Annotated in this window: 29 protein-coding genes and 1 tRNA gene; 14 read left to right on the top strand and 16 right to left on the bottom strand. The window is 68.9% G+C overall.

Annotated elements, in window-relative coordinates:
* Positions 1-4 precede the first annotated feature (4 nt).
* The 6 genes from ureB to BWI15_RS18385 are packed head-to-tail and all read left to right on the top strand — an operon-like array spanning position 5 to position 4,901.
* Entirely contained in the window at positions 5-340 is a 336-nt protein-coding gene (ureB, locus tag BWI15_RS39830) for an urease subunit beta (protein ID WP_202817677.1), read from the top strand.
* Positions 333-2,039, top strand: a complete 1,707-nt coding sequence (locus BWI15_RS18405; RefSeq protein ID WP_077015608.1) for an urease subunit alpha — start codon at positions 333-335, stop codon at positions 2,037-2,039. Before ureB ends, BWI15_RS18405 begins: the two co-directional genes overlap by 8 nt.
* On the top strand, positions 2,039-2,713 hold the full coding sequence (locus BWI15_RS18400; protein WP_077015607.1) for an urease accessory protein UreF: 675 nt from the start codon (positions 2,039-2,041) through the stop codon (positions 2,711-2,713). Before BWI15_RS18405 ends, BWI15_RS18400 begins: the two co-directional genes overlap by 1 nt.
* The gene (gene ureG, locus BWI15_RS18395) at positions 2,706-3,503 is read left to right on the top strand and encodes an urease accessory protein UreG (RefSeq protein WP_237771343.1); all 798 of its coding nucleotides are present in this window, start codon (positions 2,706-2,708) and stop codon (positions 3,501-3,503) included. The genes BWI15_RS18400 and ureG overlap by 8 nt, the downstream gene beginning before the upstream one ends.
* The gene (locus BWI15_RS18390) at positions 3,487-4,245 is read left to right on the top strand and encodes an urease accessory protein UreD (protein ID WP_077015606.1); all 759 of its coding nucleotides are present in this window, start codon (positions 3,487-3,489) and stop codon (positions 4,243-4,245) included. The genes ureG and BWI15_RS18390 overlap by 17 nt, the downstream gene beginning before the upstream one ends.
* A gap of 26 nt (positions 4,246-4,271) precedes the next feature.
* On the top strand, positions 4,272-4,901 hold the full coding sequence (locus BWI15_RS18385) for a nucleoside/nucleotide kinase family protein (RefSeq protein ID WP_077015605.1): 630 nt from the start codon (positions 4,272-4,274) through the stop codon (positions 4,899-4,901).
* Here the strand turns inward: BWI15_RS18385 and BWI15_RS18380 are convergent.
* On the bottom strand, positions 4,898-5,638 hold the full coding sequence (locus tag BWI15_RS18380; RefSeq protein WP_237771342.1) for a TetR/AcrR family transcriptional regulator: 741 nt from the start codon (positions 5,636-5,638) through the stop codon (positions 4,898-4,900). The two genes, BWI15_RS18385 and BWI15_RS18380, sit on opposite strands and share 4 nt — an antisense overlap.
* Positions 5,639-5,713: 75 nt before the next feature.
* Here BWI15_RS18380 and BWI15_RS18375 point away from each other — a divergent pair, with 75 nt between their 5' ends.
* The 3 genes from BWI15_RS18375 (at position 5,714) to BWI15_RS18365 (ending at position 7,878) form a co-directional block, all read left to right on the top strand.
* Positions 5,714-6,625, top strand: a complete 912-nt coding sequence (locus BWI15_RS18375) for an ATP-binding cassette domain-containing protein (RefSeq protein WP_077015603.1) — start codon at positions 5,714-5,716, stop codon at positions 6,623-6,625.
* Positions 6,622-7,395 carry an ABC transporter permease gene (locus BWI15_RS18370; protein ID WP_077015602.1) on the top strand — a complete coding sequence of 258 codons (774 nt, stop codon included), beginning with the start codon at positions 6,622-6,624 and terminating at the stop codon, positions 7,393-7,395. The genes BWI15_RS18375 and BWI15_RS18370 overlap by 4 nt, the downstream gene beginning before the upstream one ends.
* 288 nt (positions 7,396-7,683) lie before the next feature.
* Positions 7,684-7,878 carry a hypothetical protein gene (locus tag BWI15_RS18365; protein ID WP_077015601.1) on the top strand — a complete coding sequence of 65 codons (195 nt, stop codon included), beginning with the start codon at positions 7,684-7,686 and terminating at the stop codon, positions 7,876-7,878.
* A gap of 37 nt (positions 7,879-7,915) precedes the next feature.
* Here BWI15_RS18365 and BWI15_RS18360 read toward each other — a convergent pair whose 3' ends face one another.
* The 7 genes from BWI15_RS18360 to BWI15_RS18330 are packed head-to-tail and all read right to left on the bottom strand — an operon-like array spanning position 7,916 to position 14,957.
* Positions 7,916-8,752 carry a hydrolase gene (locus tag BWI15_RS18360; protein ID WP_077015600.1) on the bottom strand — a complete coding sequence of 279 codons (837 nt, stop codon included), beginning with the start codon at positions 8,750-8,752 and terminating at the stop codon, positions 7,916-7,918.
* Positions 8,749-9,588, bottom strand: a complete 840-nt coding sequence (locus tag BWI15_RS18355; protein ID WP_077015599.1) for an ABC transporter ATP-binding protein — start codon at positions 9,586-9,588, stop codon at positions 8,749-8,751. Before BWI15_RS18355 ends, BWI15_RS18360 begins: the two co-directional genes overlap by 4 nt.
* Complete coding sequence (locus BWI15_RS18350; RefSeq protein WP_202817676.1) at positions 9,585-10,397, bottom strand: ABC transporter ATP-binding protein; 813 nt, start codon at positions 10,395-10,397, stop codon at positions 9,585-9,587. Before BWI15_RS18350 ends, BWI15_RS18355 begins: the two co-directional genes overlap by 4 nt.
* Positions 10,394-11,248: an ABC transporter permease gene (locus BWI15_RS18345; RefSeq protein ID WP_077015597.1), complete on the bottom strand. Its 855-nt coding sequence runs from the start codon at positions 11,246-11,248 to the stop codon at positions 10,394-10,396. Before BWI15_RS18345 ends, BWI15_RS18350 begins: the two co-directional genes overlap by 4 nt.
* Positions 11,245-12,189, bottom strand: a complete 945-nt coding sequence (locus BWI15_RS18340; protein ID WP_077015596.1) for an ABC transporter permease — start codon at positions 12,187-12,189, stop codon at positions 11,245-11,247. Before BWI15_RS18340 ends, BWI15_RS18345 begins: the two co-directional genes overlap by 4 nt.
* Positions 12,190-12,192: 3 nt before the next feature.
* A complete protein-coding gene (locus BWI15_RS18335) occupies positions 12,193-13,827 on the bottom strand; it encodes an ABC transporter substrate-binding protein (protein WP_083750850.1) in 1,635 nt (544 codons plus the stop codon).
* An 8-nt stretch (positions 13,828-13,835) separates the two neighbouring features.
* Entirely contained in the window at positions 13,836-14,957 is a 1,122-nt protein-coding gene (locus tag BWI15_RS18330) for a C45 family autoproteolytic acyltransferase/hydolase (RefSeq protein WP_077015595.1), read from the bottom strand.
* A 93-nt stretch (positions 14,958-15,050) separates the two neighbouring features.
* Here BWI15_RS18330 and BWI15_RS18325 point away from each other — a divergent pair, with 93 nt between their 5' ends.
* Positions 15,051-15,941, top strand: a complete 891-nt coding sequence (locus tag BWI15_RS18325; protein WP_077015594.1) for a MurR/RpiR family transcriptional regulator — start codon at positions 15,051-15,053, stop codon at positions 15,939-15,941.
* A gap of 23 nt (positions 15,942-15,964) precedes the next feature.
* Positions 15,965-16,291: a putative quinol monooxygenase gene (locus BWI15_RS18320; RefSeq protein ID WP_077015593.1), complete on the top strand. Its 327-nt coding sequence runs from the start codon at positions 15,965-15,967 to the stop codon at positions 16,289-16,291.
* Between the two features lie 33 nt (positions 16,292-16,324).
* Here the strand turns inward: BWI15_RS18320 and BWI15_RS40135 are convergent, their stop codons facing one another.
* Positions 16,325-16,783, bottom strand: coding sequence for an excalibur calcium-binding domain-containing protein (locus tag BWI15_RS40135; RefSeq protein WP_077015592.1), 459 nt, complete (start codon positions 16,781-16,783; stop codon positions 16,325-16,327).
* 149 nt (positions 16,784-16,932) lie between these two features.
* The gene (locus tag BWI15_RS18310) at positions 16,933-17,346 is read right to left on the bottom strand and encodes an SgcJ/EcaC family oxidoreductase (RefSeq protein ID WP_077015591.1); all 414 of its coding nucleotides are present in this window, start codon (positions 17,344-17,346) and stop codon (positions 16,933-16,935) included.
* A 69-nt stretch (positions 17,347-17,415) separates the two neighbouring features.
* Here BWI15_RS18310 and BWI15_RS18305 point away from each other — a divergent pair, with 69 nt between their 5' ends.
* Positions 17,416-17,904: an AAA family ATPase gene (locus BWI15_RS18305; protein WP_077015590.1), complete on the top strand. Its 489-nt coding sequence runs from the start codon at positions 17,416-17,418 to the stop codon at positions 17,902-17,904.
* Here the strand turns inward: BWI15_RS18305 and BWI15_RS39450 are convergent.
* From BWI15_RS39450 to BWI15_RS39445, 3 genes are all read right to left on the bottom strand, one after another.
* Complete coding sequence (locus tag BWI15_RS39450) at positions 17,873-18,016, bottom strand: hypothetical protein (RefSeq protein WP_168197337.1); 144 nt, start codon at positions 18,014-18,016, stop codon at positions 17,873-17,875. The two genes, BWI15_RS18305 and BWI15_RS39450, sit on opposite strands and share 32 nt — an antisense overlap.
* 11 nt (positions 18,017-18,027) lie before the next feature.
* Complete coding sequence (locus BWI15_RS40735) at positions 18,028-18,228, bottom strand: NAD(P)-binding domain-containing protein (protein WP_077015589.1); 201 nt, start codon at positions 18,226-18,228, stop codon at positions 18,028-18,030.
* A gap of 322 nt (positions 18,229-18,550) precedes the next feature.
* Entirely contained in the window at positions 18,551-18,724 is a 174-nt protein-coding gene (locus BWI15_RS39445) for a hypothetical protein (protein ID WP_168197336.1), read from the bottom strand.
* 111 nt (positions 18,725-18,835) lie between these two features.
* Between BWI15_RS39445 and BWI15_RS18295 the strand changes: the two genes are divergently transcribed.
* Positions 18,836-19,624, top strand: a complete 789-nt coding sequence (locus BWI15_RS18295; protein WP_237771341.1) for an endonuclease/exonuclease/phosphatase family protein — start codon at positions 18,836-18,838, stop codon at positions 19,622-19,624.
* 18 nt (positions 19,625-19,642) lie between these two features.
* Here BWI15_RS18295 and BWI15_RS18290 read toward each other — a convergent pair whose 3' ends face one another.
* Together BWI15_RS18290 and BWI15_RS18285 are read right to left on the bottom strand one after the other, a co-directional pair.
* Positions 19,643-20,158: a DUF402 domain-containing protein gene (locus BWI15_RS18290; protein WP_077015587.1), complete on the bottom strand. Its 516-nt coding sequence runs from the start codon at positions 20,156-20,158 to the stop codon at positions 19,643-19,645.
* A gap of 62 nt (positions 20,159-20,220) precedes the next feature.
* Positions 20,221-20,294: transfer RNA gene (locus tag BWI15_RS18285), tRNA-Met, on the bottom strand.
* Between the two features lie 104 nt (positions 20,295-20,398).
* On the opposite strand from BWI15_RS18285, the gene BWI15_RS18280 reads away from it, so the two are divergent.
* Positions 20,399-21,361, top strand: coding sequence for a GNAT family N-acetyltransferase (locus BWI15_RS18280; RefSeq protein ID WP_168197335.1), 963 nt, complete (start codon positions 20,399-20,401; stop codon positions 21,359-21,361).
* On the opposite strand, the gene BWI15_RS18275 is transcribed toward BWI15_RS18280, so the two are convergent.
* Positions 21,358-21,822 carry a hypothetical protein gene (locus BWI15_RS18275; protein ID WP_077015586.1) on the bottom strand — a complete coding sequence of 155 codons (465 nt, stop codon included), beginning with the start codon at positions 21,820-21,822 and terminating at the stop codon, positions 21,358-21,360. The two genes, BWI15_RS18280 and BWI15_RS18275, sit on opposite strands and share 4 nt — an antisense overlap.
* Positions 21,823-21,832 lie beyond the last annotated feature (10 nt).

Here is a 21,832-nt window from a genome sequence, read left to right as displayed (position 1 = left end):
AACCGTGCCGGCTACTCCATCGAGCAGTGCCCCGGGCGCCGTACGGACCCGCCCGGGAACCATCGAGCTCAACGCGGATCGCGCACCCGACGAACGGCTGCGGCTGGTGATCGTCAACACCGGCGACCGTCCCGTCCAGCTGGGGTCGCACCTCCATCTGCCCGACGCCAACTCCGCTCTCGCCTTCGACCGCCGCGCCGCCGCCGGGTTCCGCCTCGACATCCCCGCCGGCACCTCCCAGCGCTTCGAACCCGGCGCTTCCCGCGAGGTCGCCGCGGTCGCCCTGCGCGGCCGCCGCGTCGTACCGGGCCTGCAGATCAAGGCGCCCAGCGATGGTTGAGATCTCGCGCGCCGCGTACGCCGCCTTGTACGGGCCGACGGTCGGCGACCAGGTCCGCCTGGCGGACACCGATCTGTGGGTGGAGGTCGAGCAGGACCTGACCGTGGGTGGGGAGGAGGTCGTTTTCGGCGGCGGCAAGTCGATCCGGGAGTCGATGGCGCAGGGTACGACGACCCGGGCCGAAGGAGCACCGGACACGGTGATCACCAATGTGCTCGTGATCGACTGGTGGGGCATCGTCCGCGCAGACGTCGGGATCCGGGACGGCAGGATCGTTGCTCTCGGCAAGGCAGGCAACCCGGACATCGCGGACGGCGTGCACCCGGACCTACGGATCGGGCCGTCGACCGACGTGATCGCGGGCGAGGGACGGATCCTCACTGCCGGCGGCATCGACTCGCACGTGCACTTGCTGTCACCCTCACAGCTGCACGAGGCGAGCGCCGCGGGCATCACCACGATCGTCGGTGGGGGCACCGGGCCGAGCGAGGGTTCGAAGGCGACCACCGTCACCCCCGGCAGCTGGCACCTGCAGCAGCTGCACCGTGCCCTCGACGACTTCCCGCTCAACGTGCTGCTGCTCGGCAAGGGCAACACCGTGAGCGCGGAAGGGCTCGCCGAGCAGGCGCTGGGCGGCGCCGCCGGTTACAAGGTGCACGAGGACTGGGGCTCGACGCCGGCCGCGATCGACGCCGCGCTGCGGGCCGCCGACGACTGGGGGCTGCAGGTCGCGCTGCACGCGGACTCGCTGAACGAAGCGGGCTTCGTGGAGTCCACGCTCGCGGCGATCGGCGGCCGCTCGATCCACGCCTTCCATGTCGAAGGCGCCGGCGGTGGGCACGCGCCCGACATCCTCTCGATCGCCGCGCACCCGCACGTCATCCCCGGCTCGACCAACCCGACGCTTCCTCACACGGTCAACACCGTTGCCGAGCACCTGGACATGCTGATGGTCTGCCACCACCTCAATCCCGAGGTGCCCGAGGACCTCGCCTTCGCCGAGTCCCGGATCCGGGCCACCACGATCGCCGCCGAGGACGTCCTGCACGACCTCGGCGCGCTGTCGATCACCTCGTCCGACGCGCAGGCGATGGGCCGGATCGGCGAGGTGATCACCCGCACCTGGCAGGTCGCTCACGTGATGAAGGCCCGCCGTGGTCACCTCGACCTGAACGGAGCTCCGGCCGACAACGACCGGGTCCGCCGGTACGTCGCCAAGTACACGATCAACCCGGCGGTCGCGCACGGAATCGACTACCTGGTGGGGTCGGTGGAGGCAGGCAAGCTGGCCGACCTGACGCTGTGGGATCCGGCGTTCTTCGGCGTCCGGCCGGCGTTGGTGATCAAGGGTGGCACGATCGCCTGGGCCGCGCTCGGTGATCCGAACGCCTCGATCCCGACCCCGCAGCCGGTGCTGATGCGGCCCGCTTTCGGCGACGCTGTCGGTGCCCGTACGTCGTACTCGTTCGTCGCTCCGGCCGCGCTCGACGAGGGGCTGGCCGATCGGCTCGAGCTGCGCCGGGAGCTGGTCGCGGTCGGTCCGACCCGTGACGTCGGCAAGGCACAGATGCGGAACAACGACGCGTTGCCGAGCATCGAGATCGACCCGGAGACGTTCGCGATCACCGTCGACGGCGACCTGATCGAACCCGCCCCGGCCGACCGCCTGCCGCTGACCCAGCTGTACTCGATGTTTTGATGGCGACGACCGAGCTGGTTCTGATGACGCTGGCCGACGCCCGCCTGCCGACCGGCGGCCACACCCAGTCGGCGGGCCTCGAGGCCGCGGTCCGCGCCAGACTGGGGGCCAAGGGCAACAAACTGCAGGAGGTGGTGCAGTACGCGCGCGACCGCCTGCGCACCGTGACTCGGGTGGAGGCCGGCATCGCGGTGGTCGCTCGTCAGCTTGCCTCTGGTGGGCAGGAGATCGGGCCCGTCGAAGCCGCCTGGGCCGCTCGGGTGCCGAGTCAGGCGTTGCGCGCCGCATCCCGGCGGCAAGGCCGGGCCTACTCGAGACTGGCGACCCGAGTCTGGCCCCGCGTGACGGACTTTCTCCCGTCCGACACCGAGATCGCTCGTCCTGTCGTCGTCGGAGTGGTCGCCGCGGTGACCGGCCTGTCGGCCGAACAGACCGCGCGGCTGGTCGGCTACGACGACGCGCAAACGGTCGTTGCCGCCTCGCTCAAGCTGCTGCCGGTCGACCCGGCAGAGGCGGCCGGCTGGTTGACCGCGCTGCATCCCGACATCGAGGACCTGGTCGCCGATGTCTTCGGGCTGACCCGGCCGGGCGACGTACCGGCGTACGGCGCTCCGCTGGTCGACGTGTTCGCGCAACAGCACTCCATCGAGAGAATGAGGTTGTTCCATGCCTGAATCCAGCAGGTCGTTCCGGCTCGGGGTCGCGGGGCCGGTCGGCACGGGCAAGAGCTCGCTGATCGCCACCGTGTGCCGCGAACTGGCAGCCGAGCTGCGCCTCGGCGTGATCACCAACGACATCTACACCGACGAGGACGCCAAACTGCTGCGCTCGGCCGGCGTGCTCGACGCCGAACGGATCCGCGCGGTCGAGACCGGCGCCTGCCCACACACCGCGATTCGCGACGACGTCACACCGAACCTGATCGCCGTCGAGGACTTGGAACGCGATTTCGCGCCACTCGACGTCGTCCTGGTCGAGTCCGGCGGCGACAACCTGACCGCGACCTTCTCGCCCGCACTGGTCGACGCGCAGATCTTCGTGCTCGACGTGGCCGGCGGCGGCGACGTCGCGCGCAAGGGAGGCCCGGGGATCGCCCGCGCCGACCTGCTGGTGGTGAACAAGACCGACCTCGCGCCGTACGTCGGGGTCGACGTCCCGCGCATGGTCGCCGACGCCGAGGCCGCCCGCGACGGCAAGCCCGTCCTGGCGCTGTCGCGGACCGACCGCGCGTCGGTGGCAGCACTCAAACGGTGGGTGCTGGACATGACGGCGACGGTCCGCAGCGGCTCGCACACCCCGGTCGATCCCGGCCCGATGGCTCCGCACTCCCACGTCGGGGAGGACGGGGCGATCATCACCCACGCTCACGCCACCCCGGCCCACTGCGGCGAGAGCGCCGACGCGAACGTGGAGGCGGGAACAGGGACGGCTGCGGACGTCGGTGCGCATGCTCACTCGCATTGAGGTTGCGGCTGACCGCGTGCGCGACCGGTGCGTCCTGCGGACCGGCGACCTGTCCCCTCGACGGTTGCCGGCGCCGGACGGCACGGTACGGGTCGCTCTGGTCGCGGCCGGCGCGTTGCTGCTCGCCGGTGACGACGTCCGGATCGAGGTCGTCGCCCAGGGCCGCCTCCGGTTGGACATCGTGGAGACCGCGGGAACCGTCGCCTATGCGATGCGCGGCGGGTCGGCTCGCTGGGACGTGGATGTCACGCTCACCGGCGGCGCCGAGCTGAGCTGGCACGGCGAACCCTTCGTGGTTGCCGAAGGCGCTGACGTGCAACGGTCCACCGCGCTCACCCTGGACGACGGCTGCCGGGCGCTGATCCGGGAGTCGCTCGTCCTCGGCCGGTACGGGGAAGCCGGTGGTCGGCTCCGGACCCGAACCCGATCCACTCTCGGCGCTGACGAACTGCTGGCCGAGGATCTCGACCTCTCGCCCGGGCACCGCTCCGGTTGGGCGATCCTCGGCGGCGCTCGATGCCTCGACAGCCTCACCGCCCTCGGTCACCGGCTCCCGGACGCACCACAGACCCTCCAGCTCGAAGGGACCGGCTCGATCGCCCGCCGCCTGGTCACCGAACAGCACACGAGCGACCTCGGAGACCTCTGGACGGATCTGCAGCACTCATCAACCACAAGCTGGAGCGCGAGACGACATGAAAGTGAGCGTGATGCGACCTGTTGCGCAAAGGTTGCTGAGTGATGGACGTCCGCCCCTAGGATCTGGGAATGCGCTCACTCGACCCGGTTGCCGCCCGTGAACGTGCCGCTGAGCTGGCCAAGCGGCCGGAGCGGGCACTCCTGGGGATCACGGGTGCGCCCGCCGCCGGCAAGTCGACGTACGCCGAACGCCTGGTCGACGAGTTGGTCGCGGAAGGTCACCGGGTCGCGCTCGTGCCGATGGACGGGTATCACCTGGCGCAGTCGGCGCTGGAAGCTCTGGGGCTGGCCGATGTGAAGGGCGCGCCGCACACGTTCGACGCCGGTGGGTTCGTCGCACTGCTGCGGCGGCTGACGGACCGCGACGGGACCGTCTGGGCGCCGCGCTTCGACCGGGAGCTGGAGGACTCGATCGCCGCGACCATCGGCGTCGGCCCGGAGGTCGACCTGGTGGTGACCGAGGGCAACTACCTGCTCCTGGACCAGGAGCCCTGGGCAACGGGTCGGCGCCTGCTCGACGAGGTCTGGTACATCGACCTGCCCGAGGACGTCCGGCACGCCCGTCTCGAAGCGCGCCACCGCCGCTTCGGTCGCTCACCGGAGGAAGCCCACGAGCGCACCTACGGTTCCGACGAGCGCAACGCCCGGCTGATCGCCTCGACCAGGCCGGCCGCCGACGCGATTTTGCATCTGACCTAGGAGCAGGTCCGTTCGATCAGGCCCGCGACGCCGTCCAGGAAGAGCTGCAGGCCGAAGTCGAAGTCCTGGTCGTCGGCGTCGTCGAAAGCGATCTCCGTCGCGAACACCCCAGCGTCGAGCACCCGCGCCAACGCCGGCAACTGCTGCCGGTCGACGACCTTCGCCAGCACCTCTCCGTACTGCTTGAAGGCGTCGGGGTTCTCCGCGAAACCCTCGCCCAGGTCGATCGACAGGCGGATCTGGCCGTGCACGTAGGTCATCAGGCCCATCACCACGCCGACCTTGCCCTCCTCGCTCAGGCCGGTGCCGGCCAGCGCGCCGAGAGCCGCGTCGAACCACGCGAGGTTTTTCGGCCCGGCCGGCGGTCCTGAGATCGGGAGCTGGGCGTACCAGCGGTGCTGGCGCAGGACGGTCAGTACGTTGTCGGCCCAAAAGGTGAGGCCGGTCCGCCAGTCCACGTCGTCCGGCATCGGTGCGGGCTGCTCCAGAGCGGCGTCCGACATCAGTGTCAGCAGCTCGTCCTTGCTCTTCACGTGCCGGTAGAGCGCCATCGTGGAGTTGCCCAGCCGCTCGGCCACCCGCGCCATCGACACCGCCGCCAACCCCTCGGCGTCCGCGAGCTCGATCGCCGCCCGGGTGATGTCCTCGACGGTTAGCGACGGCTTCGGTCCTCGGCGCGATCCGTCCCGCAGGCCCCACAGCAGCGCGACGTCGGCCGGCAGCTCGTTGATCTCCACCACCTCAGTCTAGAAACGACTACTGCGTAGATGCTACGCTATTTAGCGTACTCGATACGCAGTAAGGAGATGTCCATGATCGTCGAGGCCACCGGCCTGACCAAGAGCTACGGCGGCACCGAGGTGCTGTCCGGTGTCGACCTGAGCGTGCGCGAGGGCGAGGTGATCGCGCTGCTCGGTCCCAACGGCGCGGGCAAGACCACCACCGTGCGGATCCTGACCACGCTGACCCGCCCGACCGCGGGGCACGCCACGATCGCCGGGTACGACGTCGTGCGCGCGGCGAACAAGGTCCGCGGCGTGATCAGCCTGACCGGCCAGTACGCCGCGGTCGACGACAACCAGACCGGCCGGGAGAACCTGGTGATGGTCGGCCGGCTGATGCACCTGGGCCGCGGACCGGCCCGGCAGCGCGCCGGCGAACTGCTCGAACGCTTCGGCCTCGCCGGCGCGATGGACCGGCGGGTGAAGACCTACTCCGGCGGCATGCGCCGGCGCCTCGACCTGGCGATGAGCCTGATCGGCCGGCCGCGGGTGATCTTCCTCGACGAGCCGACCACGGGGCTCGACCCGGCCAGCCGGCTGACCATGTGGGAGGCGATCGGCGAGCTGGTCCGCGACGGGACGACGATCCTGCTCACCACCCAGTACCTCGAGGAGGCCGACCGCCTGGCCGACCGGATCGTGCTGCTCGACCGCGGCCGGATCACCGCGTCCGGGACCGCCGACGCGCTGAAGAGCCGGATCGGCGGCGAACGGATCGAGCTGCACTTCACCGACGCCGTCGACGCGCTCAAGTCCGTCGATGTGGTGGGCGGCCTGGCGGACGGCGTACTGGTGAATCTGCCGTCGGACGGGACGGCCGCGCATCTGCACTCGGTGCTCGACGAGCTGCGCGCGCAGGGGCTGCACCCGGCCCGGGTCTCGTCGCACCGGCCGACCCTCGACGACGTGTTCCTCACTTTGACCGCCAAGGAGACAGCATGAGCCACGAAGGCTTCGCGGCCGCGGTGAGCGACACCGCGACGATGATCGACCGCAGCGTCCGGCTGACCCGGCGCAACGTCGACACACTGTTCGTGTCGGTCCTGCTGCCGGTGCTGATGATGACGTTGTTCGTCTTCGTCTTCGGCGGCGCGATCGAGACCGGCACCCGCTACATCAACTACGTCGTGCCCGGCATCCTGCTGCTGACCACCGGGTACGGCGCGTCGAACACCGCGATGGCGGTCGCCGACGACATGACCAAGGGCATGATCGACCGGCTCCGGTCGCTGCCGGTCCGCAGCTTCGCGGTGCTCACCGGGCACGTCACCGCCAGCGTCGTCCGCAACGCCGTGTCCACCGCGATCGTGCTGCTCGCGTCACTGGCGATGGGCTTCCGGCCGAACGCCTCCGCGGCCGAGTGGTTCGGCGCGATCGGGCTGCTGGCGCTCTACGTGGTCGCGCTGTCCTGGCTGGCCGCCGGACTCGGCGTGATCGCGAAGACGGTCGAGTCGGCCAGCACGCTGAGCTTCTTCATGCTGTTCCTGCCGTACCTGAGCAGCGCCTTCGTCCAGCCCGAGACGATGCCGCGCTGGCTGCGCCCGATCAGCGAACACCAGCCGATCACGCCGGTGATCGAGACCGTGCGCAGCTTCCTGACCGGTACGCCGCTGGGCAGCTCCGGCTGGATCGCGCTGGCCTGGTGCAGCGGACTGCTGATCTTCTCGGTGATCTTCGCGTCGCTGCTCTACCGCCGCCGCACCAGCAACTGACAAACGAATGCCCCGACCTTGGATCGGGGCATTCGCCCGTGCGGGTCCCGGGGGGAGTGGGACCTCCACACGTGGGGGGACCTCGAATCTATCCCCTCCGACGGGTCAGCCCGAAGCGAGTACGGCGATTCTCGAAATTCGTTCGGTAAGCGGTCGATCCATGCGCCCAACGGTCACGGCCTGACGTGATGACCACCAGCGGAAAATTCTTGGCCCGGCAATGTCGATTCCGGCACTTGTGGTCCGACGTACCAGTAAGAGCCAGAACAGACAAAGGAGAGGGTCAGCATGAACGAGAACAACGCCAGCCGGATGATCATCACCATGCTGGCCGAGGGGAACCCGGTCTGGTACGTCGCGGCGATGGTGAACATGCGCAGCCACGACGTCTACATGGTCGGCCGGACCGCCGGCTACCCGGACAAGGCCAAGCTGCGCCGCGCCGTGTGGGCCGAGAAGAACCGGACCCGCGCCGCCGCGTGACGGAGTCCGGCGGCCGGGTGCACTCCGGGACGACGGATCAGTCGCCGGTGTCGATCAGCGAGGCCATCCACTTGGTCACCGTCGGCAGCATCAGGCTGCCGGAGTGTGCCGCACCCTCGACCATGTCGAAGGTGACGTCCAGGCCGTGGGACCGGAAGTTGCGCTCCAGGGTGCGGAGCCGCTCGATCCGGGTGCTGCCGGTCAGCTCGACGCCGTCCATCCAGTTGGACTCGCCGGGGTTGTTGATCTCCCAGGTCTCGACGTCCTCGGAACCGACCACCATCTGGATCGGGACCCGGCGCAGCGCCTCGAAGTCGATCCGCTGACCGAACTTCTCCTCGAAGCCCTGGGTGCCCAGCCACCACGGCAGCGAGTCGTCCAGCTGGGTGATCCGGCCGGGCGCGCCGATCGAGGCCGCCGCCAGCCGGTCCGGGTGCAGGTACAGGAACCGGTGCGTGAACTGCCCGCCGCCGGAGAACCCGTGCAGGTAGAACTTGTCCGCCGCGACCGGGAACCGCTCGGCCACCTCGTCGACGATCGACAGCAGCATGTGGTCGAACCGGATGCCCCGGTACTCGATGAACTTGAAGTTGTGCAGGTCGTTCGGATCGATCAGCCCGGCCGGGAAGATCGGGGTCAGGATCACCACGCCGTGCTCGTCGGCGAACGGCTTCAGGTGGTCGCGGTACTTGGCCGCGGTCCGCGCGGTGCCGTGCTGGACCACCAGCAGCGGCGCGTTGTCGTCGTCCTGCAACTGGTGGGGCACGTACAGCAGGTAGTGCAGCCGAGGGTCGACCTGCGAGGCGTAGATCGGGATCGACCCGCGCTGGTAGAACGCCGCGGTCGGGGCGGGCTGCTGCTGGGTGTCGGTCATGAACGTCCTTCGGTGAGAGCGAACGCCGCCCGCAGCTCGGCCACGCGTTCCGGCTGCCAGCCGGGTCCGGGGGCGGAGGAGAGCAGCATCTGGGTGTAGGGGTGACGGGGACGGCGGAGCAGCTCGGCGGTGGCGTTCTGCTCGACGTCGTCGCCGCGGTACATCACCAGGATGCGGTCGGTGACCTCACCGACCACGGCCAGGTCGTGGCTGACGAAGACCAGAGCGATGCCGAGCGCCGCGCGCAGCTCGTTCAGCAGCGTCAGGATCTTGGCCTGGACCGAGACGTCCAGCGCGGACACCGCCTCGTCCAGCACGAGCACCCTGGGCCGGACGGCAAGCGCTCGCGCGATCGCGACTCGTTGCCTCTGGCCACCACTGAGCTCGTGCGGCCGGGACGCCGTCAGCTTGCTCGCCAGGCCGACCTGATCGAGCAGGTTGCCGATCTCGGCCGCCGCCTGCGCCTTGGCCAGCTCCGGCCGGTGCCGGTTCAGCACGTCGCGCAGACAGGACTCCACGCTGAGCCGGCGGTCGAGCGAGGTGTAGGGATCCTGGAACACCATCTGGATCTCCCGGGCCCGGCGCAACCGGGCCGCCCTGCCGCGCTCGGGCTTGCTGGTCTCTCGTCCTTCGACCATCACCTTGCCCTGGTCCGGGCTGGTCAGGCCGACCAGCATCCGGGCCACCGTGGTCTTGCCGGAGCCGGACTCGCCGACGACCCCGAGCGATCCGCCCGCCTCGACCAGGAAGCTGATGTCGCGGGCCGCGACCACCGGCTGCTGACCGCGCCGACCGGGGAACGTCTTGCCGAGCTTGTCGACCGCCAGAACACTCATCGGGATCCCACCTTGCCGGTCTCGGTCGAGTCCTGCGCGGGCAGCGTCGGTACGGCGTCCGCCAACTGCCGGGTGTACTCGTTGCCCGGGTTCTCGAAGATCGTCGCCCCGGGCTGGTGATCCACGATCAGCCCCTCCCGCATCACGTAGACCCGGTCACAGTACGCCGCCGCCAGGTGCAGATCGTGAGTGATGAACAGGACGCCGAGGTCCCGCTCACCACGCAACCGCTTGAGCAGGGCCAGCACCTCGGCCTGGGTGGTCACGTCGAGCGCACTGGTCGCCTCGTCGGCGAGCAGGAGCTTCGGGTCGATGCTGAGCGCGGCCGCGATCACGACCCGCTGCAGCATGCCGCCCGACAGTTGGTGCGGGTACTTCCGGAGCAGGCTCTCGGGATCACGCAGGCCGACGTGCTCGAACAGCGTGAGCAGCTTGGCCCGCGCGGCCTTCCGGTCCAGCCCGTGAACCTGGACCAGCCGCTCGGTGGCCGAGTCGCCGATCCGGCGGACCGGGTTGAGCGCCGTACGGGGTGCCTGGAAGATCATCGCGGCGTCGTGTGCGCGAATCCGCTGCACGGCCGCGTCGCCGGCGGACAGCACGTCCACTCCCCCGACGCTGATCCGGCCACCGGCCTGGGCCTCGTCCGGGAACAGCCGCAACGCCGCCCGCGCCGTGCTCGACTTGCCCGACCCGGACTCGCCGACCAGGCCGACGGTCTCGCCGGTGGCGACCTGCAGCGAGATGCCCCGCAGGATCTCCACTGCCGGCACGCGCAGCGTCAGGTCCTCGATCTCGAGCAGCACACTCATTTCCTCACCGCCAGCTTGTCGGACAGCCGGACCCCGACGACGTTGGTCGCGACCACCACGATCGCGATCGTCAGACCGGGGATCAGCGCCGGGCCGACGATGCCCTGGATGACACCGGTCCGGCCCTCCTGCACCATCAGGCCCCACTCCGAGCTCGGCGGCTGGGAGCCGAAGCCGAGGAAGTTCAGCGACGCCAGACTCATCAGGCCCTCGCCGAACAGCACGACCAGGTAGCCGACCAGCGTGGGCAACAGGTTGGGCAGCAGGTACTTGCCGCACAGCACGGCTCCGCCGACTCCTTGCAGCCGGTACGCGTCGACGTACGGGCGGGCCATTTCCTCCAGCGCGATCGACCGGGTGAACTTCGCTATCGCCGGCGCGTAGGCCAGCGCCATCCCGAGCACCGAGGTCACCTGGCCGCGGTCGAACACCGCGATCACCAGGACGACGAACAGCAGTCCCGGGAACGCGAACATCACGTCGGTGATCCGGCTCAGCGCGGTGTCGACCCAGCCACCCTTCCAGGCAGCGGTGATGCCGATCAGCACGCCGAGCACGGTGGCGACCGCGAGCAGTGCGATCGCGCCGAGCAGACTCGGCCGCGCACCGTGGATGACGCGCGACAGGATGTCGCGACCCAGCTGGTCGGTGCCGAGCCAGTGCGTCGCGCTCGGCGGCTGCCACAGCGCGGCGAAGTCCGTCTGGGACGGCGAGTACGGCGCGACCAGCGGCGCGAGCACCGCCGCGATCACGGCCAGCACGATCACCGCCGCGCTGAGGTAGAACGGCCACTCCTGACGGCGGCGCGTGGACGTCGCGGTCACCACGGGTGCGGTGAGATCGACGGTCATGATCCACTCCTGGCCGAGACCCTTGCATCGAGCAACGGATAGATCAGGTCGACGAGCACGGTGACCACCATGTAGGCGATCACCATGTAGAGCAGGATCGCCTGCACCACCGGGAAGTCGTGAGTGTTGATCGCCTCCACCAGCAGGCTGCCGATGCCGTTCAGCCCGAACACCCCCTCGACCACGACCGTGCCGGCCAGCATGCCGGCCAGGATCAGCCCGCACATCGTCACGATCGGGCCTAAGGAGTTCCTGAGCACGTGCCGTACGACGGTCTTGCGGGACGTGAGACCGTAACTGCGGGCCGCCTCGACGTGGTCGAGACTCTGCTGCTCGACCATCGTCTGCCGGGTGACCCGGCTGACCACCGCGATCGCACCGAGCGCGAGCGCGATCGCCGGCAGGGTCAGGTGGTGGATCCGGCCGAGGAACCCCTCGCCCGGACCCGACACCGAGAACCAGCGCAGCTTCACCGCGAACACCGAGATCAGCACCACCGCGACGACGAAGTTCGGGATCGAGGTGGCGAACGTGGTGACGCCGGTGATCAGCGCGTCGACCGCCGTGCCCTTGCGCAGCGCGGACACCACCCCGAGCAGCACGCCGATCACGACGAACAGCACCCCGGCGTACGCGACCAGGGACAACGTCACCGGCAACCGGCTGCCGAGCAGGTCCGTCACCGACTGCTGGTAGACGAACGACGACCCGGCGTCGCCGTGCAGCAGGTCCTTGGCCCAGATCAGGTACTGGCTCAGGAACGGCTGGTCCAGGTGGTACTCGGCCCGCACCGCGGCGATCCGCTCCGGTGTCATGTTCTCCGGGTTGCCGATCAGGAACGCGACCGGGTCACCGGGGGCGGCGTACATCCCGGCGAAGATCACGAACGAGCTGATCACCAGCGTGAGCACCATCGCGCCGAGGCGCCGCAGTGCGACCATGACTCAGGCCCCCTTGGTCCCGAGGTCCGCGGCCCACGGGTAGTAGCGGTAGCACCCGCTGGCCGGTACGCCGGTCGCCTTCGACGACAGCGCCACCGTGCTCGGGCTCTGCACCACCGGGATCCACGGCATCGCGTCGGCCCAGCGCTTGGCCAGCTCGATCGCGATACCCGCGCGCTCGGCGTCGTCCAGGGCGGCCCGGCCTTTGTCCACCAGCTCGTCGTAGGCCGGGTCGTTGAGCAGCCACTGCACGGTCGAGGTGCTGGCGCCGTTCTTGTAGAAGCCGACCGGATCGTTCTTGGAGATGAAGTAGTCGTCGGTCAGGATGTCGACGCTCTTGCGCACGGTCTCGTCGTACGGGTCGTACTGCTGGGACGGAATCTGCGTGATCGTTGCCTGCAGCCCGATCTTCTGGGCGGCGTCGACGAACGCGTTCGCGATCACGTTGCGGACCGGCGTACCGTCGCTGGCGATGATCAGCGGCTGGGTCTGGCCGACCTCCTGCACCAGCTTCTTGGCCGCGTCCAGATCGGCCTGCTCGGGCTTGGCCGGCAGCCCGGTCATCGCGTCGTACGCCGCCTGGAACTTGGCCTTCTCGTAGCCCCACGCGCCGGAGCCGACCGGCTCCTTCCAGGCCTGCCCCAAGCCCGACAGGGCCGCCTTCGCAACGCCCTCGCGGTCGATCGCCATCGCCAGCGCCTTGCGCAGCCGGACGTCCTTCAGGCCGCCGCGGTCGGTGATCATCAGGTTCCAGACCCGGGTGTCCGGGCCCTGGCTGACGGTCGTGGTGCTGCCGGTGGCGAGCTGGGTCGCCGAGGACAGGTTCTCCAGGTACGCACCGGTCGCCTCACCGGTCTTGAGGGAGTTGACGATGACGTCGTCGCTGCCCCACTTGAACGTGATCCGGTCGGTCTTGGACTGCTTGTCCTGGTTCCAGTAGCCCGGCGCCTTGACCAGCGTGATCTGCTTGCCGGACTGCCACTCCTGCAGCATCAGCGGACCGGTGCAGGCGTCCTTGCCGGCGGGCGTGCCGTACTGCTTGCCCTGCGCCTCGACGCCCTTGCGGCTCAGCACGACCCCGGCGTCCCCGGCGATCGCCTCGACGAACACCGCGTCGGGCTGCTTGAACTTGACCGTGATCTCGTTCGGCCCGGTCTTGCTGACGCCGGTCACGTTCACGTATTCGTCGGACTCGGCGGCGCCGTCGGCGCGGTGCCGGTTCAGGCTCCACAGCACGTCGTCCGCGGTCATCGGCGAGCCGTCGTGGAACGTGACGCCCTGCCGGATCGTGAAGACCAGGCTGGTTTTGTCCTTCCACTCGTACTTCTCGGCAAGCCCCGGCTCGAGGGTCAGGTCGGGCTGGAGCTGGAGCAGGCGGTCGCAGACGTTGGCCAGGATCAGGTCGCTTTGGGAGTTGGCCGCGTCGTTGTCCAGGTCGAGGGAGCGCGGCTCCTTCGCCATGAACCAGACGGCGTTGTCGAGCTGACCGGCCGCGGCCGGCGTGCTGTCGACCAGCTTGACCTGGTCGAGCGCGGGTGACTGCGCGGAGTTGCTCGCGCCGCCGCAACCGGCGGCGACCAGCAAACCGGCGGCGGCGAGCGCCGTACCGGCGGTGAACCTCTTCGAAGAGGCGGACATGGGTGCTCCTAGTCGTAAAGATTGAAGGGCACGAGCTCGTAGTCGTGCTCGCACGGCGTCCCTGCCGCGACGCGGTAGTCGCCGGTGGTGAGATCGACCAGGCTGGACAGCACGGTCGACCATTGGCTCAACTCGCCGAGCCGGTCGTCGGGATGGGCACACAGCGAGTCGGGGTGCCCGACGTGGTCCGACATCGCGCTGCGGACCGTCTTGGGTACGTCGGTGGTCGTGGCCGCCGCTTCGAGTCCCTGCCGGGCCCGCGGGACGCGGAGCAGGGAGTCCGGCGACATCGGGCGGTGCTGTGCCGCCAGCTGCGGCGGCACGAACGCCTGGTAGTGGTTGCCATGGACAATCAACCCGTCGACCGGGTACTCCCAGCCGTGGGCGCCCGGCGTGGTCTCCAGGTCGATGCTGAAACCGGATCGATCGGTCAGCAGGGCGTTGCTCGCGATGTGAGCGCGAGTCCTCACCAGGACCTTGAGCGCGTCGGAGATCGTGACCGAGTCGAGCACCAGCCGCCGGATCACCGTCTGCGGGATGCCGACGGTGTCGTCGAAGCGGCCGCCGAGGCCGTTCGCGTTGAGCGCGAAGCCGTTGCTGCTGGCGCCGTGCCGGCCGATCTGCCCGGCCTCGGTCTGGATGATGACGGTCGGCTTGGGCGGCTGGATCACCTTGAGCACGACGACGGTGTCCCGGACCGCGTGCCGCCAGTCCCAGTTCTGGCCGGAGTAGACGTGCCCGTCGGCTGCGCCCCGGCCGGTGATCGAGAACGAGGTGCAGCCGTCGGGCACCTCGTCGGGCCGGCTGTCCGGCGCGGTCGTGGGTGTGCGGTACGCCGCCGCGTCGTACACGATCTCGCCGCGGCAGTTCAGCACGACGATCTCGCGAACCGGTACGCCGGCTCCGGCGGCGATGCCGCGCATCTCCTCGTACAGTTCGGGGAACTCGGAGGCGACCAGTCGCTCCCACGGGGCCGACAGGGCCTGGATCTCGGTCCAGGTCCGGCCGGTCTGCAACTCGAAGGCGGCCTGGTAGTACGCGATCGACGCCGCGATCAGGTCGGCGGCTGCGCGACCGTACTGCTGTCCGCGATCATAGGCCGACGGACTCGACACCTCGATGATCCTCATCAGGACGGAACTCCTCGTGGGGACTTAACATGCATTACAAGCAGCCGTCTTTTGAACGTTTGTTACAGGCTCGATGGATCGGATGATACACAGATGACCGATGAGGTAACAGGGGTTACGGCGAAGAATCCCGCGATCGCCGACCTGCGCGCCCGGATCCGGGAGCACTGGGACGAGTTCACCCCCGCCGCCCACGCGGTCTGCCGATCCCTGTCCGAGATCTCACCCGAGCGGCTGCTGTACCTGTCCGCGGCCGACCTGGGCGTGGAGAGCCGGACCAGCAACGCGACCGTGATCCGGACCTTGCAGGCGCTCGGCTACAAAGGCCTGGCCGATCTGAAGGACCGGGTCGCCTCGCCCTTCGGCGCCGCACAGCGTGAACAACGGCTGCGGGACCGGATCACGTCGACCGGCGGTGACCCCAAGCACGTCTGGGACAAGGTGATCACCGAGGCGATCGAGCGGATCGAGTTCCTCAACGAGGGCTTCCCGCTGGACGCGTACGCCGAAGCGGTCCGCCTGCTGCTCGACGCCCGCGAGATCGTGACGTACGGGTTCGGCGCGAACTACGTCGCCGCCGAGCACCTCACGCTGAAACTGCGCCGCCTCGGCCGCCCCGCCCGCGCCATCACCACGGCGGGCTTCCGGCTGGCCGACGACCTGCTCGCGATCCAGCGCGGCGACGTCGTCGTGGTGATCGCTCCGGGCCGGCTGATCCTCGACGCCGAGTCGGTGATCGCCCGCGCCCGCGCGGTCGGGGCGGACATCATCCTGCTCAGCGAGCAGAACGTCGCCGAACGCCTGGCCGGCGACGTCACCGTCGCCATGCACGTCCCGAACACCGTCACCGGCATGACCGCCGAGGTCCTCACGTCGATCGTCGTCACGGACGCGCTCGCCCAGGCTGTCGCCGCTGCGGACACGGAGCACACCGTCGAGTCCGCGCACACCCTCGCGACGATCCGGCAGCAATTGGGGTTCTGACCTCCGTCGGTACCATCGCGCCCATGATCTTCATCACCGCGAAGTTCCGCGTCCAGCCCGCCGACGCCGACAACTGGCCCAACATCACCCACGACTTCACCACCGCCACCCGGGCCGAACCCGGCTGCCTGTGGTTCGACTGGTCGAGGTCGGTCGACGACCCCACGGAGTACGTCTTGGTGGAGGCCTTCGCCGACGACGACGCCGCTTCGGCGCACGTCACGTCGTCCCACTTCAAGACGGCGCAGCAGACGCTGCCGCCGCACTTGGTGGAAACCCCGAAGATCGTCAACTTCAAGCTCGACCAGAACGACTGGTCGGAACTCGGCGAGCTGGCGGTCAAGCGCTGACTCAGCGAAACTGCCGCACCTGAGCGGCGGGCATCAGTTCTCGCAGGCGACACCGTCGCCGTCTCGGTCGAGTTTCCTCGAGTAGCCGGGCTCGCCACTATGGATCGGCGCGGCGCCGGCGGCTCGGACCTCGGTGCAGTTGGCGTAGAAGACATCGACCACAGGCGGCTTGGTCGTCGTACGGCGGGTGGTCGGCTTGACCGTCGGCTTCTTGACCGTGGGCTTCTTGGTCGGCGGTTTGACGGTGGGCCTCTTGGTGACGGGCGGCAGTTTCGGCTTGGTGGCGGGCGGGACGGAGAGCAGACCGGCGGGCTTCGTCGGCTTCGCCGTCGGCGTCTTCGTCGGCGCTGGGGTTGCGGTGGTCGCCGGAGATGTCGCGGTGGTGATCGAGACCGGCGCGGCGGCCGGCTCGGTTGCGGGCGCGGCGCAGGCGCCGGCGAATACGAGAACGAGTCCAGTGCCGAGTGCGAGCACGGCGCGGCCACGGTCCATCGATGATCCCCCCAAGAAATCCGCCCTCGGCCCCCCGATGGCGGTAGTTGTCGCCCGGCCGGAACCGGCCAGGCGCGCCATGCCTACCACCCGATCGTCACTGTCCGCGACAGTTCGCCGGCCCCGACCGGGAAACCTTGTCGGTTTCGTTACTCAGGGACAACCACCGTGTTCTGCGCCGCCGCGATCCGCCAGACCCCGTCTTCCTTGGCGAGGAAGTAGACCGGGCTCCCCCGGTCGAGCACCTTGTCGTCGCCGCGCTGGAGATAGGTCTGGTTGACGTTGAGCACGGCGATGTCCGGCCGGACGAACAGTAGATGGTCCGCCTCGTACGTCGCGTAAGTCTCGGCCGTCGCGCCGGGCAGCACCCGCCGGGTGAACTCGGCGATCAAATCCCGTCCGTACAGGCGTTTGCCGTGCCCGGTCACCCACACGGCGTCGGCGCGGAACAGGCTGAGGAAGGCGTCGGCGTCCTCGGTTCGCTGGGCACGGTCGACCGTCGTGACGAGTTCAAGGATCTGGTCGACGTCGTTCTGGCTGGGGATCGTTCCGGTGATGTCCATGGCAACGATCCTCGGAGTTGAAGCCTTCTTGAGGTCAACCACGATCTCGCGATCAGGTTGAATCTCCTGATGAGCCCTCGACTGGTCGTGCTCTGCGGCACGGCGTACTCCGGCAAGAGCACGCTGGCCGCCGACCTGGCCCGCCAACTCGACGCGCGGATCGTCAGCCTCGACGAGATCAACGAACGCCGCGGCCTGTGGGGCGGCGACGGCATCCCGGTCGAGCAATGGAAGGCCACTCACGCCATCGCCACCAACGAGGTCCGCGAACACCTCGCCTCCGGGACGAGCGTGATCCTCGACGACACCAGCTCGCTCCGCTTTCTCCGGGACGGCTGGCGGGCTCTCGCGGCCAACCTCGGTGCCGGGTTTCGTCTCGTCTACCTGGACGTCGACCACGCCACGATCCGCCGGCGCCGAGCGGCCAACCAGACGAACCAGCACCGGCGCGACGTCTCGGACGCCGTACTGGAAGAGCACCTCGCGACCTTCGAACCACCGGCTCCCGACGAGTACGCCGTACGGGTCAGACCGGGCGATCCGACGCCGATGCTCTGAAGTGCTTGACGATCTGACCGATGTCCTCGCCGGCCGCGTCCGGGTACGCCGTCAGCCGCTCGTGCACCGCGCGAGCAATCAGCAACTCGGCAGCACCCGCAGCCAGCGCCACATCCTTCGCGGCTAGCTTGACCTGGTAGTACGCACCTTCGGCCGCAGCCCGCCCAACGCCGCCCCTGATCCGAGCGCGCCGGTACGCCGTACCGTCCCAAAGGTCTCGAGCAACGGCATCACCGCATCGGCGTCCCCACCCACGAACAAGGTCAGCTCACCGCGAGCCGCTTTGTCGACACTTCCCATCACCGGCGCATCGATTAACGTCACGCCGTCCGGCAAAACCCCGCGACCTCCCGCACGGCCTCCGGCCCGATCGACGACACGTCGACCAGTACCGCTCAGCCTCCAACTCCCCGGCGATCTTCCCCACCACCGCCCGCACCCGGCGCCCCCATCGCTCCCATCGCGAGGAACGCCACCTTGCTGTTGGTGTCCATAAACCCAACGTAGACAGGCTTCTCAGCGGGCACCAACGACTCTCCAGCATGCCTGCCATACCGCTCTTGCATCGGTCAGAGACGATCCTGCTCGCCTTCGCCCAGACCTGACGCGCCAACCACTCCCCCAGCAGCCGGCGCGTCCGACGATCTCAGCGGCGACGGCCCCACTTCGTCGCGGATCCCACGCCCGCCAGGTGGAGGGCGAGGCAGAGCAGGCCGGCCATCAGCAGGGTCTGCGGGGTGAACGCGTCGCTGACGCTGGCGTTGGCCCAGTCGAGGATGAGTGCCAGCCCAAAGATGACTGCGGCGATGATCGCGAACATTCGTGCTCCTTATCGGATACAGCAGGCGGAAGGCGCTCATCTAACTCCCCTGCCGTCGGGCGCACAAGGGCCAACGCCCCTAGGCTGTCGCGGACGGGAAGGACGGTGGCAGTGCGGACTCGTGAGCGACTGGTGATCGCGACGTTGAACACCCGCGGCACACCCGTACGACGGTCCCAGCTGGCCGGCCGGTACGGCGCGATCGGGGCGGCGTTCGAGGCGTCGGATGTCGACATCGTCAACGTGCAGGAGGTCCACAGCTACTACCATCTGCACCTGCTGAAAACCGCGATGCCGTCGTACGGCGAGGTCAACTACCGGCCGTCGCTGCTCGGGCCGGCAGGAGGGCTGGTGACCTTCGTACGCGGGTCTGTCGCGGCGCGCGGCTACCACCGGCTTCCGATTGGTGCGGGTCTAGAGGCGCCCCGATGGTCGCGAGCTGCAGCGCCCTTCAAAGGCATGTTGCTGACTCGACTCGATCGGCCCGGGGTCTGGTTGGCCAACACTCACCTACTCGCCAACTACGACGGCGACTGGTCGGACGACAGCCGATTCACTCCGGTGCATCAAGGACAGCTGGAGTCGCTGGCCCGAATGATTCAGAAGCTCGATGACCCGATCATCATGTGCGGCGACTTCAACGTCGCGCGGGAAAGCTCGCCGTTCGAAGCCTTCTGCCGAAGGACCGGACTCGTCGACGCGTTCGCGGGACATTGCCCGCCGACGTTTCACAGCGAGTACCTGGAGGCTGGCAAGACGGCTCACTGCATCGACTTCATGTTGCTGCGTGGGCTCGAGCCGACCTCAGCCGAGCAAATCTTCACCGACAAGGTAGACCTGCCCGGCGGACCGACGTACCTGTCCGACCATGTCGGCCTCCGCGCGATCGTGGTCACCTGACCCGGCAGCACACCCGAACTATGCGGCGAAGGGTGGGAGCTCGATCAACGGCTGAATGGACGCCGGCGGGAAGTCGGGCCAACCGGTCACCGGTGCTTGGCCCGGGATGCGTAGATGCCGGTCGATGAAGCGCTGGGTGTCGCGGAGGACTCGGGCCGCGGTCGGCAGGTCAAGCGTGCCCGACTCCAGGGCCACGGCGAACTCGTCGAGGTCCAGGATGTCGTAGCGAAGGGATGACGGCGGAATCAGGATGTCCACGTCGCGGTCGTGGATGACCACACTGCTCGGGGTCGGTTCTTCGACGTCCACCAGGTCGATGTACCAGCCGCCTTCATAGGCGCCGGTGAAGGTGTTGGGTTTGGTGAGCTGGACGCCCTCGTCGGGGAGGACGAAGCAACGATCCGTGGTGGGGCGGCCGGGCGCCTGCCACTGGGGAAGGATCGGTACGTCGTAGGCCACGACGTTGGCAGTGGTCCGCACGCCGGGGCACCACTGGCCGGTGCGGTGCAGGACCTGGATGTGCTCGAGCTTCATGGCGAGCTGGCTCCCCCAGAGCAAAGCGAAGGCCCGGACCTAGTGGTCCGGGCCTTCTTCCGTAGCGGGGGCAGGATTTGAACCTGCGACCTCTGGGTTATGAGCCCAGCGAGCTACCGAGCTGCTCCACCCCGCGTCGTTGTGTCTTTAGTTTAGGGGATGGATGGGGGTAGAACCAAATCGGGGGTGGGGAGGGAAATCGGGTGTGTGATGGGAGGGGTCGGGAGTACGGTGCGAGCCATGGGTGAGGTGGGGGTTCGGGCGTTCGGCGCGGGTGATCTGGACGGGGCTGCTCGGTTGCTGGTGGAGCGTCACGTGGCGCATCGGCGGAGGCACCCGTTGTTGCGGGGCGACTTCGAGGACGTGGAGCTCGCGCGGGTGGCGGTGGCCGAGGCGTGGGAGGCGGAAGGTGCCTCGGGGGCGGTGGCTGTGCGGGACGGGGAGGTTGTCGGGTATTTGCTGGGGGCACCCAAGGGCAAGCTGTGGGGGCCGAACGTCTGGGTCGAGGCGGCGGGGGTGGCGGCTCGGGATGCTGAAGTGGTGCGCGACCTGTACGGATTGGCTGCTGCTCGATGGGTGGACGAGAGCAGGACGGCTCAGTACGTGGTGGTGCCGGACGACGCGGGGCTGATCGACGCCTTCTTTCGGTTGGGGTTCGGGGCTCAGCACGCGCATGCGCTGCGCGGCCCGTTCGAAGCAGAGGTGAGGGTGCCGGCCGGTGTGACCGTACGGCGGGCCGAGCGGCGGGACGTCCAGGTGCTGGCCGAGCTGGATCTGGTGCTGCCCCGGCATCAGGGGTTGGCGCCGGTGTTCTCGGCGGGTGAGGTCCCTTCGCTCGAGGAAGCGGTGGCGGACTGGGAGGAGTCGGTCGACGATCCGGAGTTCGCAACGTTTGTTGCCGAGGTCAACGGTCGGGTGGTCGGGTCGGCGATCGGGTGCTCACTGGAGAAGTCGAGTACGCATCAGGGCGTGGCTCGGCCGGACAACGCCGGGTTCCTCGGGTTCGCGGCGGTGTTTCCGGAGGATCGGGGGCATGGGGCCGGGCGGGTGCTGGGTGAGACCGTGCTGAAGTGGTGTGCGGACGCCGGCTACGACTCGGTGGTGACGGACTGGCGGGTGACGAATCTGCTGTCGTCACGGACCTGGCCGCGGTTGGGGTTCGTGCCGACGTTCCAGCGGCTGCACCGGCTAATCGGCTACTAGGCGGGATGGAAACCCTCCGCGGTGGCCAGTAGGGCTTCCTGGGGATAGCGGGAGCGGTCGATGGTGAGTTCGGCGGCGACGCCTGGCGAGACGAAGTAGAAGGCCTGACCGTCGGTGACGTAGCCGCCGTAACTGCCGAGCCGGGTCGGGGTGAGGTCCCAGGTCGCGGGGTCCTTCTCGTGGTACTCGGTGAGGAAGTCGCGCAGGGACTCCACGTCGGCGATACGGTCGCCGCGGAGGGTCTTCAGGGTGAGGTCGACCGTCGTGGCGTCGTCGGCTGTGGTCTCCCAGACCCGGCTGTGGAAGGTGACGTCCTCCCACTCGTACTCGAAGTCGCTCGGGGTGCCGAGTCCTTCCGGCAGGTGGTTGATGGTGAAGCCGTCCAAGGTGCACGCCTCTCTGGCCTGTGCGGGGAGCGCGAACAGGCCGGCCAGCAGGGTGATCAGAACGATACGGAACATGGGGCGCCTC

This window comes from Kribbella sp. ALI-6-A (assembly GCF_001984195.1).
Lineage (GTDB): Bacteria > Actinomycetota > Actinomycetes > Propionibacteriales > Kribbellaceae > Kribbella.
This window is presented reverse-complemented; position numbering and strand designations above follow the sequence as displayed.

Coding starts and splice junctions, on each gene's coding strand:
- BWI15_RS18405 (WP_077015608.1), top strand. CDS start 333: ATGGTTGAGATCTCGCGCGCCGCGTACGCCGCCTTGTACGGGCCGACG.
- BWI15_RS18400 (WP_077015607.1), top strand. CDS start 2,039: ATGGCGACGACCGAGCTGGTTCTGATGACGCTGGCCGACGCCCGCCTG.
- ureG (WP_237771343.1), top strand. CDS start 2,706: ATGCCTGAATCCAGCAGGTCGTTCCGGCTCGGGGTCGCGGGGCCGGTC.
- BWI15_RS18390 (WP_077015606.1), top strand. CDS start 3,487: ATGCTCACTCGCATTGAGGTTGCGGCTGACCGCGTGCGCGACCGGTGC.
- BWI15_RS18385 (WP_077015605.1), top strand. CDS start 4,272: ATGCGCTCACTCGACCCGGTTGCCGCCCGTGAACGTGCCGCTGAGCTG.
- BWI15_RS18375 (WP_077015603.1), top strand. CDS start 5,714: ATGATCGTCGAGGCCACCGGCCTGACCAAGAGCTACGGCGGCACCGAG.
- BWI15_RS18370 (WP_077015602.1), top strand. CDS start 6,622: ATGAGCCACGAAGGCTTCGCGGCCGCGGTGAGCGACACCGCGACGATG.
- BWI15_RS18365 (WP_077015601.1), top strand. CDS start 7,684: ATGAACGAGAACAACGCCAGCCGGATGATCATCACCATGCTGGCCGAG.
- BWI15_RS18360 (WP_077015600.1), bottom strand. CDS start 8,752: ATGACCGACACCCAGCAGCAGCCCGCCCCGACCGCGGCGTTCTACCAG.
- BWI15_RS18355 (WP_077015599.1), bottom strand. CDS start 9,588: ATGAGTGTTCTGGCGGTCGACAAGCTCGGCAAGACGTTCCCCGGTCGG.
- BWI15_RS18350 (WP_202817676.1), bottom strand. CDS start 10,397: ATGAGTGTGCTGCTCGAGATCGAGGACCTGACGCTGCGCGTGCCGGCA.
- BWI15_RS18345 (WP_077015597.1), bottom strand. CDS start 11,248: ATGACCGTCGATCTCACCGCACCCGTGGTGACCGCGACGTCCACGCGC.
- BWI15_RS18340 (WP_077015596.1), bottom strand. CDS start 12,189: ATGGTCGCACTGCGGCGCCTCGGCGCGATGGTGCTCACGCTGGTGATC.
- BWI15_RS18335 (WP_083750850.1), bottom strand. CDS start 13,827: ATGTCCGCCTCTTCGAAGAGGTTCACCGCCGGTACGGCGCTCGCCGCC.
- BWI15_RS18330 (WP_077015595.1), bottom strand. CDS start 14,957: ATGAGGATCATCGAGGTGTCGAGTCCGTCGGCCTATGATCGCGGACAG.
- BWI15_RS18325 (WP_077015594.1), top strand. CDS start 15,051: ATGACCGATGAGGTAACAGGGGTTACGGCGAAGAATCCCGCGATCGCC.
- BWI15_RS18320 (WP_077015593.1), top strand. CDS start 15,965: ATGATCTTCATCACCGCGAAGTTCCGCGTCCAGCCCGCCGACGCCGAC.
- BWI15_RS40135 (WP_077015592.1), bottom strand. CDS start 16,783: ATGGACCGTGGCCGCGCCGTGCTCGCACTCGGCACTGGACTCGTTCTC.
- BWI15_RS18310 (WP_077015591.1), bottom strand. CDS start 17,346: ATGGACATCACCGGAACGATCCCCAGCCAGAACGACGTCGACCAGATC.
- BWI15_RS18305 (WP_077015590.1), top strand. CDS start 17,416: ATGAGCCCTCGACTGGTCGTGCTCTGCGGCACGGCGTACTCCGGCAAG.
- BWI15_RS39445 (WP_168197336.1), bottom strand. CDS start 18,724: ATGTTCGCGATCATCGCCGCAGTCATCTTTGGGCTGGCACTCATCCTC.
- BWI15_RS18290 (WP_077015587.1), bottom strand. CDS start 20,158: ATGAAGCTCGAGCACATCCAGGTCCTGCACCGCACCGGCCAGTGGTGC.
- BWI15_RS18280 (WP_168197335.1), top strand. CDS start 20,399: ATGGGTGAGGTGGGGGTTCGGGCGTTCGGCGCGGGTGATCTGGACGGG.
- BWI15_RS18275 (WP_077015586.1), bottom strand. CDS start 21,822: ATGTTCCGTATCGTTCTGATCACCCTGCTGGCCGGCCTGTTCGCGCTC.